The sequence below is a fragment of the Streptomyces sp. NPDC014995 genome (genome assembly GCF_043080745.1).
Classification (GTDB): Bacteria; Actinomycetota; Actinomycetes; order Streptomycetales; family Streptomycetaceae; genus Streptomyces.
The window spans coordinates 257,279-270,072 of record NZ_JBIBVX010000009.1; the positions used below are offsets into that span (position 1 = coordinate 257,279).

Genomic DNA, 12,794 nt, shown 5'->3' on the forward strand with positions numbered 1-12,794 from the left:
ATGGTCCGTTTTCGCACGGCATCACCGATGTGCTCGAATTTGCCACTCTTCGGTGACACTGTCGGGGTTTTTCCGTGATCCTTTCCGTGCTCCTCCCGTGCCCCTTCCGTGCCGCTCCAAGCTCCCGCCCTCCGGGACGCGGCGGACTCCGGGCCCGGCTACCGGTTCGGGGGCGGCCCGTCGACCGGGCGTCCGAGCACGCCGGGCCGCTTCTGCCACGGCCGGGGACCCTCCGGCGGCCGGTAGGCGACACCCAGGGCGTCAAGTCGCGCGTAGTGGGCGCCCATCCGCCGCTCGAAGTCCGCGAAGTCCCGTTCCCCGGGGGCGGGCAGGCCGCTCCAGGCGACCTCGGCGAAGGCCGCGAGGCGGGGGAAGACCTGGTAGTCCACGCGCGCGTGGTCCTCCATCACCTCGGTCCACACGTTGGCCTGCGCGCCCAGCACGCGGACCGCCTCCTCGGGCGTCAACTCCGGTGGAACGGGTTCGAACCGGTAGACGTCCTCCAGGGTGCGCACATATCCGATCGGCACCGGTTCGTCCGGTCCGTCGGCCTGCCGGTGGTCCAGGTACACCCGCTGTTCGGGGCACATGACGACGTCGTGCCCCGCGCGCGCGGCGGCGATCCCGCCCGCGTAACCGCGCCAGGACGACACGGCCGCGCCCTCGGCGAGACCGCCTTCCAGGATTTCGTCCCAGCCGATGAGCCGACGCCCGCGCGCGGAGAGCCACTTGTCGAAGTGCGCGACGAACCACGCCTGGAGTTCGTCCTCGTCGGCGAGCCCGAGTTCCTTCATCCGGGTCCGCGCCGCCGGTGACCGCCGCCACTGGTCCTTGGGACATTCGTCACCCCCGATGTGGACGAACTCCGAGAACGCGGCGGCGTCCGCCGGGAACAGCTCCAGCACTTCCTCGAACACCCCCTCGTAGAAGCGCAGGGTGTTGTCGGTGGGGGCGAGTACGTTGGGATTGATTCCCCAGGTGTCCCAGACGGAGAGGGCGGTGGTGTCGATGACGTCGGTGTTGCCGAGTTCCGGATACGCGGCGATGGCCGCCTGCGAGTGGCCTGGCACGTCGATTTCGGGGACCACGGTGATATGCCGCTCGGCGGCGTAGGCGACGATCTCCCGGATGTCGTCCTGCGTGTAGAAGCCCCCGTGCGGCTTCTCGTCCCACAGCGGTGAGGCGCGGTGGCCGAATTTGGTCCGTGACCGCCAGGAGCCGATCGCGGTCAGCCTCGGGTACCGCCTGATCTCGAGACGCCAGCCCTGGTCGTCGGTCAAGTGGAAGTGGAGGACGTTCAGTTTGTGCGCGGCCATCAGGTCCAGGTAGCGCAGGACGCCTTCCTTGGGCATGAAGTGCCGGGCGACGTCGAGGAGGAGGCCGCGCCAGCGGAAGCGGGGGAAGTCCTCGACGGTGACCTCCGGGAGGAGCCAGTCCCGGCCCGGCCGCAGCGGGGCCCGGCGGAAGGCGTCGGGGCCGAGGAGCTGCCGGAAGGTCTGCGCGCCCCACAGGACGCCGGCCGCGCTGCCGCCCTGGATCAGGCGGTCGTGGCCGTCGACGACGACCCGGTAGCCCTCCGGGGGCAGGTCCGGCTCGATGCTCAGCGCGATACGGGACTCCGAGTCGCCGTGCTCCGGCAGGACCAGCCCGGTCGCCGCGCCGACCGTCGCCCGCAGCCAGCGTGCGACACCCTCGGTGCCCGGCCCCGGCACCAGCCGTGTCTGCTCGTCCAGGCGGGTCTGCTCGTCCGGGCGTGCCTGCTCGTTCGGGCGGCCGCGGCCGGCGGGGTTCCGGGTGATGCGCCGCGGCGCCGGAATCAGCTCCGTCGAAGACGTCATGTCAGTCCTTCACCGCTCCGCCGAGGCCGGAGACGAGTCGCCGTTGCACGAGTACGAAGAACACCAGCACCGGAATCGTCATCACCGTGGATCCCGCCATCACGCCGCCCCAGTCGGGGTCGTCCGGCTTGTAGAACACCAGCAGGGCCATCGGCAGCGTCGACTGCGACGTGTCGCTGATGATGAACGACTTGGCGAACAGGAAGTCGTTCCAGGCGGAGATGAAGGAAAACACGCTGGTGGCCACCAGACCGGGCAGGACGAGCGGGAAAAGGATCTGCCACAGGAATCGGGCGCGGCTCGCCCCGTCGAGGTGCGCGGCCTCCTCCAGGGCCTCGGGGACGCCTTTCACGAAGCCCCTCAGCATCCAGATCGCGAACGGCAGTGAGAAGGCGATGTGGGGCAGGATCAGCGCCCCCAGGGTGTTCAACTGGCCGATGTCGCGCATGAGGAAGAACAGGGGGATCGTCAGCGCTTCCACGGGCACCATCTGGGCCACCAGAAACATGATCAGCAGGGTGGTCCGGAAGCGGAAGCGGAATCGCGTGACGGCGGTCGCGGCGAGAAACGCGATCACCGCCGAAGCGATCACCACGGTGCCCGCCACGACAAGGCTGTTGAGGAAGTAGCGGCCGAATTCCTGCTGCCCGAACACCCGCCGGAAGGAATCCAGGGAGGGCGAGAGCGTCCACGGCCGCGGCTCGCTCGACTCGATCTCCCCGGCCGGTTTGAGGGCGCCGAGCACCATCCAGTACAGCGGGAAGGCGACGACGGCGGCGACCAGCAGGGCGCAGGCGTCCGCGGCGGTCCGCCACGGGCGCCGCACAAGTCCGCTCGAAAGAGTCCGTGGAAGATTCACAGCTTTTCCCCCTGACGACGGAGCAGTCGCAGGTACACCAGGGTGACGGCGAGCAGGATCAGCAGCATCACGACGCCGATCGCCGCACCGAGGCCGTACTGCGAGGACGCGAAGGCCTCTTGGTAGGCGTAGACGTTCAGGACGAGGTTCTGGCCCGCGATGCCGCCGCCGTTGGTCATGACGTAGATCTGGGTGAAGACCTTGAAGTCCCAGATGACCGACTGGATGGTGACGACCACCAGGATCGGCCGCAGCATCGGCGCGAGGACGGACCGCCAGATCCGCCACCGCGAGGCGCCGTCGAGCGCGGCCGCCTCCAGCACCTCGGCCGGTACGGCGCGGATGCCGGCGTAGACCGTCACCATCACGAACGGGAAGGAGCACCACACCACTTCGAGCAGGACCAGGAAGAAGGCGCTGTAGCGGCCGTACGTCCAGGAGTGGTCGCCGAGGCCGAGCACCCGGTTGACGGGACCGAAGTCGGGGTCGAACAGGAACAGCCAGACCGTCGAGCCGGTGACCGCAGGGGTGGCCCAGGCGCCCAGCGCGGCCAGCATCAGCGCGAGCCGGGGCAGGGCCCGCACGCCCGTGAGGAGCACGGCGAGTGCGCAGCCGACGGCGAGCGTGCAGACCACGCAGGCCGCCGCGAAGACCACCGTCGCCGGCAGCACCTGCCGGAACCGGTCGTCGGCGAAGACGTCGGCGTAGTTGCCCAGGCCCCGGAAGACGGTCGGTTCGCCGCCGCTGACCTGGGCCTGGGTGTAGCGGAAGAGGGAGATCAGACCGAGCTGGTAGATCGGGTAGCCGAGCAGCGCGGCCAGGACGACGAGGGCGGGGGCCAGGTAGAGCCAGGGAGTCCGGTCGGCGGCGCGTCGGGAACGGCGCCGGTCCCCCCGGCACCGCCGGAGTCGCGCGGTACCGCGCGCCCCGCGACGAACAGCCCGCACCCGCCCGCGATCCGGGTCCCTCGAGCCGTGGGGCGCCGGTCCGCCGGTCTCGGACCCGGCCGGAACGGCGCCCTCGGTCAGCGGCGTCACCCGGCGGAGCCGAACGCGTCGTTCATCTTCCGCGCCGCCTCCGCCGAGGCGGCCGCCACGTCCTTCCGGCCGCTGACGATCTCCTGGAACATCGTCGGCAGGACCAGCTGGGAGTCGATCCGCGACCAGGCGGGCGAGGCCGGCACGAACCTGGTGCCCGCCGCCAGCGTCCGGGCGAACGGCTTCACGAACGGCTCCCGCGCCGCCGCCCTGTCGCGTTCGTCCGTGAAGGTCGGCAGGAAGCCCATCGCGTCGAAGAGCCGCGCCTGGGTCCGCTTGGAGGCGAGCGCCTCCATCAGCTCGACGGCGAGGGTGCGGTGCGAGGTGCTCTTCAGGACGCCGATGTTGTTGCCGCCCGCGAAGGCCGGCGCGATCGAGCCGGACGTCACGCCGGGCAGCGGCACGACCGCGTACTTGCCCTTCACCTTGCCCGCCTCCACGGCGGTGTGGCTGAAGTCGCCGCCGATCGCCATGCCCGCCCTGCCCGCGGCGAAGGCGGTGACGGTGTCGTTGCCGCCCATGCCCGCGCACTTGGCGGCAGGACAGTTGTCGTCGGTGAAGAGGGAGGTGTACGCCTTGATGCCCTTCCGGGCGGCCGGGCTGTCGATGGCGGCGGTGTACGAGCCGTTGCGGCCGGTGGCGATCTCGCCGCCGTAGGCCCAGACGAAGGGCATCGCGCCGTAGGTGTAGGCGCCGCCGACGACCAGGCCGTACAGGCCGGGCCTGGCGGCGCGGATCGCGCGGGCCGTGGTGGCCAGTTCGGCCATGGTCCTCGGGACCTCGAGGCCGAGTTCGGCGAAGACGTCCGTGCGGTAGTAGAGAGCGCGTACGCCGACGTAGAAGGGGGCGCCGTAGATCCTGCCGTCGACGGTGACGGACTGTCTGGCGGTGGGGTCGGTGCTCCTGCTCTCCTTCCAGGCGGTGAACTCCTCGGTGACGTCGAGGAGTCCGCCGTCCCTCACATGGCCCGCGGTGTCGGTGTTGCCGTACTCCATCACGTCCGGGGCGGACTCCGGGTCGTTGAAGGCGGCCTTGACGCGCTGGGCGCGGGTCTCGACGGGGATGTACTCGACCTCGACCTCCGTGCCGTCGTGGGCCTTCTCGAAGGCGGCCACCACGGAGTCGACGACCTTCCGCTTGGGATCGTTGCCGACCTCCTGGAAGAGCCACACGCGCAGCGTGCCGGTCTTCTCGTCCTTGCCGGAGGAGGAGTTGGCGGAGGTCTGGGGGGCGCAGGCGGCGGTGACCAGGACGGTCAGCAGCGCGGCGATGCGGACGGACGGCTTCATGGAGCGTTCCTCCGATGGTGTTGCAACATGCGCAATGATGGTTTCGCTGTGCACAACATTCGGGAGGCTAGGGACTGCGGGAACACGGCCACAAGAGGTCTCAACCACTCTGTGACCGGCGGACGCACTCCGCGCAACGCGGCCAGGGCGACAAAACGACACGGAGGCCCTCAGAGCGCACCGAAGCGCGCCCTGAGGGCCTCCGCGAAGTTCAGGCGGTTACTTGTCGCCCTTGCCCTTGTCGTCCCCTCCGGAGCCCATGGAGTCGTAGATCTCCTTGCACATCGGGCACACGGGGTACTTCTTCGGGTCACGGCCGGGCACCCACACCTTGCCGCACAGCGCCACGACGGGCGTCCCGTCGAGGGCGCTCGCCATGATCTTGTCCTTCTGGACGTAGTGCGCGAAGCGCTCGTGGTCACCGTCGCCGTGCGACACCTGCGGCGTCGGTTCTACGAGGGTCCCCGTACCGGTGCCGCGCTCGGGCTCGAGAGTGCTCATACCGCCAAGAATACTGAAGCTCACTCGCATCAGTTGAGCGAAGGGTCGTCCGGGTACGTCGCCACCATCGCCAGCTCGTTGCGCTGGCGGCGCAGCACCTCGCGCCAGAGTGTCTCGGGGGACGGCGAGGACACGTCGCCCGGCTCGGACTCCACGACGTACCAGGCGCCGTCCACCAGCTCGTCCTCCAACTGGCCGGGGCCCCAGCCGGCGTACCCGGCGAAGATCCGCAGGGACCCCAGCGCCGAGGCGAGCAACTCCGGCGGGGCCTCCAGGTCGACGAGGCCGATCGCGCCGTGCACCCGCCGCCAGCCCAGGGGGGCGCCGTCGACGGAGGAGTCGCCGGGGATCACGGCGACGCCCAGCGCCGAGTCGAGGGAGACCGGGCCGCCCTGGAAGACGACGCCCGGCTCACCGGTGAGGTCCGCCCAGTCCTCCAGGATGTCGCCCACGCCCACCGGCGTCGGGCGGTTGAGGACGACACCGAGCGAGCCCTCCTCGTCGTGGTCGAGAAGGAGCACCACCGCACGGTCGAAGTTCGGGTCCGCCAGGGCGGGCGTTGCCACGAGCAGCCGCCCTGTGAGCGAGGACACCTCGGTCATGCCAGACATGATCCCCCATCTTCCCTCCGCATGGGGAGGCAATGCGGCGAGCCGGGTGAGGGGCAGGTCGGGCGCACGGATGCGGTCCGGGCGCACGAACGCGACGGCGGCCCCGCGGTGACCCCATGTGCCCGGCGGGGAACGGTTCGTGTTGTGACACAGCTATGACGTAGCTGCGCGGTACTTGGGCTTACTTGAGGGGGGCGCGCGGCCATTACTCTGTCCTCTCCGGCCCTGACCCACTCCACACTCCACGGAACGCGAGATACATGACCGTCAACGGCTCTGACGACGTACTGCTTGTCCACGGCGGAACCCCGCTGGAGGGCGAGATCCGTGTCCGCGGTGCGAAGAACCTCGTACCCAAGGCCATGGTCGCCGCCCTGCTGGGCAGTGAGCCGAGTCGGCTGCGCAACGTTCCGGACATCCGTGACGTGCGGGTCGTACGCGGCCTGCTGCAACTGCACGGGGTGACGGTCCGTCCGGGCGAGGAGCCGGGCGAGCTGGTGATGGACCCGACCTACGTCGAGAGCGCGAACGTCGCCGACATCGACGCGCACGCGGGTTCCAGCCGTATCCCGATCCTGTTCTGCGGGCCGCTGCTGCACCGGCTCGGACACGCCTTCATCCCGGGCCTGGGCGGCTGCGACATCGGCGGCCGGCCCATCGACTTCCACTTCGACGTGCTGCGCCAGTTCGGCGCGAAGATCGAGAAGCGGGCGGACGGCCAGTACCTGGAGGCCCCGCAGCGGCTGCGCGGCACGAAGATCCGGCTGCCGTACCCGTCCGTGGGCGCCACCGAGCAGGTGCTGCTGACGGCCGTCCTCGCCGAGGGCGTCACGGAACTCTCGAACGCGGCCGTCGAGCCGGAGATCGAGGACCTGATCTGCGTCCTGCAGAAAATGGGCGCCATCATCGCGATGGACACCGACCGCACCATCCGCATCACCGGTGTGGACAAGCTCGGCGGCTACGACCACCGGGCCCTCTCGGACCGTCTGGAGGCCGCCTCCTGGGCGTCCGCCGCGCTGGCGACCGAGGGCAACATCTACGTCCGCGGCGCCCAGCAGCGCTCGATGATGACGTTCCTGAACACCTACCGGAAGGTGGGCGGCGCCTTCCGCATCGACGACGACGGCATCCGCTTCTGGCACCCCGGCGGCCAGTTGAAGTCCATCGCCCTCGAGACGGACGTCCACCCCGGTTTCCAGACGGACTGGCAGCAGCCGCTGGTCGTGGCCCTGACCCAGGCCACGGGCCTGTCGATCATCCACGAGACGGTGTACGAGTCCCGCCTCGGCTTCACCTCCGCGCTGAACCAGATGGGCGCCCACATCCAGCTCTACCGCGAGTGTCTCGGCGGCTCGAACTGCCGCTTCGGTCAGCGCAACTTCCTGCACTCGGCGGTCGTGTCCGGCCCGACCAAGCTCCAGGGCGCCGACCTGGTCATCCCCGACCTGCGCGGCGGCTTCTCGTACCTGATCGCCGCCCTCGCCGCCCAGGGCACCTCCCGGGTCCACGGCATCGACCTCATCAACCGCGGCTACGAGAACTTCATGGAGAAGCTCGTGGAACTGGGCGCGAAGGTCGAGCTGCCGGGCAAGGCGCTCGGCTGACGGTCGTCGTGCCGCCCGGTCGAGCGCCGCTCGACCGGGCACCATCTCGAACGCCCGTACGACGTCGTACGGCGATGGGGCGGCCGCCCTGACCGGGTGGCCGCCCCATTGGCGTGACAGAGCCTCGTACGCGATCTGCGGCGTACGGGTGAGGCCTACTTGCCCTTGGCCGCTTCCTTGAGCTTGGAGCCCGCGGAGACCTTCACGCTGTAGCCGGCCGGGATCTGGATCGGGTCGCCGGTCTGCGGGTTGCGCGCGGTGCGAGCGGCACGGTGGGTGCGCTCGAAGGTCAGGAAGCCGGGGATGGTGACCTTCTCGTCGCCCTTGGAGACGATGTCGCCGACGACCTCGGCGAACGCGGCCAGCACGGCGTCGGCGTCCTTGCGGGTCACCTCGGCGCGGTCGGCCAGCGCGGCCACCAGCTCACTGCGGTTCATGTTGTTACTCCCGTGTTCTTCTTGCCGTTGAGGCGTGCCACGCGGCGGAGCCGCATGTTGGGCACAGCGAAGTCGTTGTGCTCGCGCCCAGGGACGCATCCTGCCCCTACCTGCGGCGGGAAAGCCAATCCGGCACCCGCAGGAGTCGTGAGAACACCCTTGGGAGTCACACGAAGAGCGCTTTGCTCGGCCGCAACCCTAGAGGGCGGCCGACGACGCGAGGTTCCACGACGCGCCGTCGCGGGGGCCGCCGTGGCGATCCTCACAACCCCCGCACGCCCGCGGGGCCCCGGCACCGGGGCCCGCACGGGCCGCGGTCCTCAGACCGTGACGCCCGCGGCCTTCGCGGCCTCGCGCACCGCGCCGGCCACCGCACCCGCGACCTTGTCGTTGAAGACGCTCGGGATGATGTAGTTGGCGTTCAGCTCGTCCTCGGTCACCACGTCCGCCAGCGCCTTCGCGGCCGCGAGCATCATCTCGGTGTTGACCGTGCGGGACTGCGCGTCCAGCAGACCGCGGAAGACGCCCGGGAAGACCAGCACGTTGTTGATCTGGTTCGGGAAGTCGGAGCGGCCGGTGGCCACGACGGCCGCCGTCTGACGGGCGATCGCCGGGTCGACCTCGGGGTCCGGGTTCGCGAGCGCGAACACGATCGCGTCGTCGGCCATGGCGGCCACGTCGTCGCCGTCGAGGACGTTCGGGGCGGAGACGCCGATGAAGACGTCGGCGCCGCGCACGGCCTCCTTCAGCGTGCCGGTGAGGCCCTCGGGGTTGGTGTTGTCGGCGATCCAGCGCAGCGCCGAGCCGGGAGCGGCGTCCACCAGGTCCTCGCGGCCGGCGTGGACGACACCGTGGATGTCGGCGACGACGGCGTTCTTGACGCCCGCCGCGATCAGCAGCTTGAGGATGGCCGTACCGGCCGCGCCGGCGCCGGACATGACGACGCGGATGTTCTGGATCGCCTTGTCCGCGACACGGAGTGCGTTCGTGAGGGCGGCGAGGACGACGATCGCGGTGCCGTGCTGGTCGTCGTGGAAGACGGGGATGTCGAGGGCCTCGCGCAGCCGGGCCTCGATCTCGAAGCAGCGGGGGGCGGAGATGTCCTCGAGGTTGATGCCGGCGAAGCCGGGGGCGATCGCCTTGACGATCTCGACGATCGCGTCGGTGTCCTGGGTGTCCAGGCAGATCGGCCAGGCGTCGATGCCGGCGAACCGCTTGAACAGGGCCGCCTTGCCCTCCATGACCGGCAGCGCGGCCTTGGGGCCGATGTTGCCCAGGCCCAGCACGGCGGAGCCGTCCGTCACGACCGCAACGGAGTTGCGCTTGATGGTGAGGCGGCGCGCGTCCTCGGGGTTCTCGGCGATCGCCATGCAGACGCGGGCCACACCCGGCGTGTAGACCATGGACAGGTCGTCACGGTTGCGGATGGGGTGCTTCGACGCCATCTCGATCTTGCCGCCGAGGTGCATCAGGAACGTACGGTCGGAGACCTTCCCGAGCGTGACGCCCTCGATGCCGCGGAGCTGCTCGACGATCTCCTCGGCGTGCGCGGTGGAGGTGGCCGCGATGGTGACGTCTATCCGGAGCTTCTCGTGTCCGGACGCGGTGACGTCGAGGCCGGTCACCGAGCCTCCGTGGGACTCGACGGCCGTGGTGAGCTGCGAGACCGCGGTTCCGCTCGCCGGCACTTCCAGCCGGACCGTCATCGAGTAGGAGACGCTGGGCGCCGTTGCCATGGCCGACTTCCTCTGCTTTCACCTGTGACGCTGGATCCGTCCGATCGTCGCACCTACTGCCTGGTAGGCGTTAGCCGCGTCCGATTGCGAACGTTGTGTTCACAGGGAAGTCCACGAGAAAGAGGCCCACATCACATCGGACGTGGGCCTCTTCCTACGTTCATGACACCGACCCGCCATGCTCGCCTCGCGGCAAGTGGTCGCTCGTAGCGACGAAGGTTGGGCCCGGGGGCTTGGATCGGGCCGGTGCCACGTCCAGGCTAACAAACGGATCCCCCAAGGCCATTCCCGTCCGCGGAGTTCACAGGAACGGCCCGTCCGCTCAGTCCCGCAACAGGTCGGGCACGCCCCGGGCGTCGGGCTGGTCCCGCTCGTCCGAGACGACCGTGAGCTGCTGGGTGGCCCGGGTCAGCGCGACGTACAGCACCCGCAGGCCGGCCGGGGACTCGTCGGCGATCTCCGCGGGCGACACGACCACCGTCGCGTCGTACTCCAGGCCCTTGGCCTCCAGGCTGCCGAGGGCGACGACCCGGTCGCCGAGCCCGGCGAGCCAGCGCCGGGCCTCCTCGCGGCGGTTCATGGCGACGACGACGCCGACGGTGCCGTCGACCCGCTCCAGGAGGCGTTCGGCCTCCGCGCGGACGGTCGCGGCGAGGGAGCCGGTCACGGCCGTGAAGCGGGGGACGACGCCCGTGGAGCGGACCGCGGACGGGGCCTCGGCGCCGGGCATGGCCAGGGCCAGCACCTTCGCGGCCAGCTCGGCGATCTCGGCCGGGTTGCGGTAGTTCACGGTCAGCTGGAAGCGGCGGCGCGGGCGGGTGCCGAGGGCCTCGTCGCGGGCCTCGGCGGCCTCGTCGGGGTCGGACCAGGAGGACTGGGCCGGGTCGCCGACGACCGTCCAGGTGGCGTGCCGGCCGCGGCGGCCGATCATGCGCCACTGGAGCGGGGTGAGGTCCTGGGCCTCGTCGACGATGACGTGGGCGTACTCGGTGCGCTCCTGGGCGAGGCGCTCGGCCCGCTCGCGCTGCGACTCCTCGCGGACCGGCATCAGCTCCTCCAGGCCGGTGAGCTGGTCCAGCGGGTCGAGCTCGCGGCGCTTCCTCGGGCGGGCCGGGGCGCCGAGGATCGCCTGGAGCTCGTCGAGCATCGCGACGTCGTGCACGGAGTGGCCGTCCCGCTTCAGGGAGCGGGCGACCTTGCGGACCTCGCCGGGGTTGAGGATCCGGCGGGCCCAGCGGCCGAGCCGCCGCTCGTCGGCCATGGCCGCGAGGACGGCCTTCGGGGTCAGCTCGGGCCACCAGGCGTCGAGGAAGGCGGTGAAGGAGTCCTCGCTCGTCACGTCCTCGTCGAAGGACGAGCGCAGTTCGGCGGCCAGCTCGGGGTCGGTGTGGCGGCCGGCGGCGCCGGAGCGCTCCCAGAGGGCGTCCAGGAGGAGCTTGCGGGCGCGGGGGCGCAGCAGGTTCACGGGGGCGGTGCCGCCGAGGGCGGTACGGCGGACGCGCTCCAGGTCCTCGGCCTCCAGCTCCAGGCGGCGGCCGAAGGCGACCACGCGCAGACGGGCGGGCGGGCCGGAGGGGGCCGTGTCCCCGGGGGTGTCGAAGGTGAGCTGTCCGGCCGCGGGAGCGCCCGGGCGGCCCTGTTCGAGAGCCCCCCGCGCCGCCTTCCGCAGGACCTTGAGCATGCGGTACGAGCCCTTCGCGCGGGCCACCGCCGGAGAGTCGTACAGGGTGGCCTCGACACCGTCGACGAGGGAGCCGACGGCGCGGATGGCGACCTGGCCCTCCTCGCCGAGGGAGGGCAGCACGCCCTCGGTGTACGCGACGAGCAGCGGGGTCGGCGAGACGATCAGGATGCCGCCCGCGTAGCGGCGCCGGTCCTGGTAGAGGAGGTACGCGGCCCGGTGCAGGGCGACGGCCGTCTTTCCGGTGCCGGGGCCGCCCTCGACGTACGTGACGGAGGCGGCGGGGGCGCGGATGACCAGGTCCTGCTCGGCCTGGATGGAGGCGACGATGTCGCGCATGGTGTGGCTGCGGGCCTGGCCGAGGGCGGCCATGAGGGCGCCGTCGCCGATGACGGGCAGTTCGTGGCCGTCGAGGAAGGCCTTCAGCTCGGGGCGCATGAGGTCGTCCTCGACGCCGAGCACCTTGCGGCCCTTGGAGCGGATCACCCGGCGGCGCACGACACGGCCGGGGTCGACCGGCGTGGAGCGGTAGAAGGGGGCGGCGGCGGGGGCCCGCCAGTCGATCACCAGCGGGGCGTAGTCCTCGTCGAGGACACCGATGCGCCCGATGTGCAGGGTCTCGGCGATGTCGGCGGTGTTGTCGTCCCGCACGGCGCCGTCGGCGGGCTCCACGGCGGTGTAGGCGCCGTCCGGGCCCTTCTTGCCGTCCTTGCCGAGCAGCAGGTCGATCCGGCCGAAGAGGAAGTCCTCGAACTCGTTGTTGAGGCGGTTGAGGTGGACGCCCGCGCGGAAGACCTGCGCGTCCCGCTCGGCCAGGGCGCCGGGCGTGCCGACCTGGCCGCGGCGGGCCGCGTCGTGCATGAGGAACTCCGCTTCGTGGATCTTCTCCTCGAGGCGCAGGTACACCCGGTCCAGGTGTTCCTGTTCAATGCTGATCTCCCGGTCCCGAACTGAGTCCTGGACCGGTCCGACCGCGGTTTCCTGCTGAGCCTGAGCGGCCACCGGGCCCCCTTCTGACGTGCTGGGCAGCCGTCAACCGTACGCGAAAGGGCACCCGAGAAGCGAGGGGCCCGCCCGACGGAAAACCGCCGGGCAGGCCGGGTCGTGCGTGTGTCGTGCGTCCGGCGTTCGCCGGTGTCCCTCCGACGGCCGTCAGCCGGCCGTCGGGCGTTCGTCCGGGGGTTCTGTCCGGAAGTCT

10 protein-coding genes are annotated in these 12,794 nt (G+C 70.8%); 1 reads left to right on the plus strand and 9 read right to left on the minus strand.

All coding sequences use genetic code 11. The annotated features are described in order from the left end of the window. Positions 1 to 158 precede the first annotated feature (158 nt). From ACF1A1_RS20190 to ACF1A1_RS20215, 6 genes are all read right to left on the minus strand, one after another. Positions 159 to 1,838: a beta-N-acetylhexosaminidase gene (locus ACF1A1_RS20190; RefSeq protein ID WP_392001499.1), complete on the minus strand. Its 1,680-nt coding sequence runs from the start codon at positions 1,836 to 1,838 to the stop codon at positions 159 to 161. 1 nt (position 1,839) lies between these two features. Continuing rightward, entirely contained in the window at positions 1,840 to 2,697 is an 858-nt protein-coding gene (locus tag ACF1A1_RS20195; protein WP_392001500.1) for a carbohydrate ABC transporter permease, read from the minus strand. Continuing rightward, entirely contained in the window at positions 2,694 to 3,644 is a 951-nt protein-coding gene (locus tag ACF1A1_RS20200; RefSeq protein ID WP_392001502.1) for a carbohydrate ABC transporter permease, read from the minus strand. Before ACF1A1_RS20200 ends, ACF1A1_RS20195 begins: the two co-directional genes overlap by 4 nt. 86 nt (positions 3,645 to 3,730) lie before the next feature. Beyond that, positions 3,731 to 5,023 (minus strand): extracellular solute-binding protein, encoded by a 1,293-nt coding sequence (locus ACF1A1_RS20205; RefSeq protein ID WP_392001503.1) that lies wholly within the window; start codon positions 5,021 to 5,023, stop codon positions 3,731 to 3,733. Between the two features lie 219 nt (positions 5,024 to 5,242). Continuing rightward, entirely contained in the window at positions 5,243 to 5,524 is a 282-nt protein-coding gene (locus ACF1A1_RS20210) for a DUF3039 domain-containing protein (protein ID WP_392001505.1), read from the minus strand. 29 nt (positions 5,525 to 5,553) lie between these two features. Next, on the minus strand, positions 5,554 to 6,126 hold the full coding sequence (locus ACF1A1_RS20215) for a YqgE/AlgH family protein (protein WP_392001506.1): 573 nt from the start codon (positions 6,124 to 6,126) through the stop codon (positions 5,554 to 5,556). 269 nt (positions 6,127 to 6,395) lie between these two features. Between ACF1A1_RS20215 and murA the strand changes: the two genes are divergently transcribed. Continuing rightward, entirely contained in the window at positions 6,396 to 7,742 is a 1,347-nt protein-coding gene (murA, locus tag ACF1A1_RS20220; protein ID WP_392001507.1) for a UDP-N-acetylglucosamine 1-carboxyvinyltransferase, read from the plus strand. 155 nt (positions 7,743 to 7,897) lie between these two features. On the opposite strand, the gene ACF1A1_RS20225 is transcribed toward murA, so the two are convergent. From ACF1A1_RS20225 to ACF1A1_RS20235, 3 genes are all read right to left on the minus strand, one after another. Next, positions 7,898 to 8,179: an HU family DNA-binding protein gene (locus tag ACF1A1_RS20225; protein WP_004000874.1), complete on the minus strand. Its 282-nt coding sequence runs from the start codon at positions 8,177 to 8,179 to the stop codon at positions 7,898 to 7,900. A gap of 320 nt (positions 8,180 to 8,499) precedes the next feature. Further along, a complete protein-coding gene (locus tag ACF1A1_RS20230; RefSeq protein ID WP_392001508.1) occupies positions 8,500 to 9,915 on the minus strand; it encodes an NAD-dependent malic enzyme in 1,416 nt (471 codons plus the stop codon). 322 nt (positions 9,916 to 10,237) lie between these two features. Next, complete coding sequence (locus ACF1A1_RS20235; RefSeq protein ID WP_392001509.1) at positions 10,238 to 12,598, minus strand: HelD family protein; 2,361 nt, start codon at positions 12,596 to 12,598, stop codon at positions 10,238 to 10,240. Between the last annotated feature and the right edge of the window lie 196 nt (positions 12,599 to 12,794).

What these genes read in the sequence shown, in the direction of transcription:
- ACF1A1_RS20190 (WP_392001499.1), bottom strand. Translation starts at nt 1,838, where the DNA reads ATGACGTCTTCGACGGAGCTGATTCCGGCGCCGCGGCGCATCACCCGG.
- ACF1A1_RS20205 (WP_392001503.1), bottom strand. Translation starts at nt 5,023, where the DNA reads ATGAAGCCGTCCGTCCGCATCGCCGCGCTGCTGACCGTCCTGGTCACC.
- ACF1A1_RS20210 (WP_392001505.1), bottom strand. Translation starts at nt 5,524, where the DNA reads ATGAGCACTCTCGAGCCCGAGCGCGGCACCGGTACGGGGACCCTCGTA.
- ACF1A1_RS20215 (WP_392001506.1), bottom strand. Translation starts at nt 6,126, where the DNA reads ATGACCGAGGTGTCCTCGCTCACAGGGCGGCTGCTCGTGGCAACGCCC.
- murA (WP_392001507.1), top strand. Translation starts at nt 6,396, where the DNA reads ATGACCGTCAACGGCTCTGACGACGTACTGCTTGTCCACGGCGGAACC.
- ACF1A1_RS20225 (WP_004000874.1), bottom strand. Translation starts at nt 8,179, where the DNA reads ATGAACCGCAGTGAGCTGGTGGCCGCGCTGGCCGACCGCGCCGAGGTG.
- ACF1A1_RS20230 (WP_392001508.1), bottom strand. Translation starts at nt 9,915, where the DNA reads ATGGCAACGGCGCCCAGCGTCTCCTACTCGATGACGGTCCGGCTGGAA.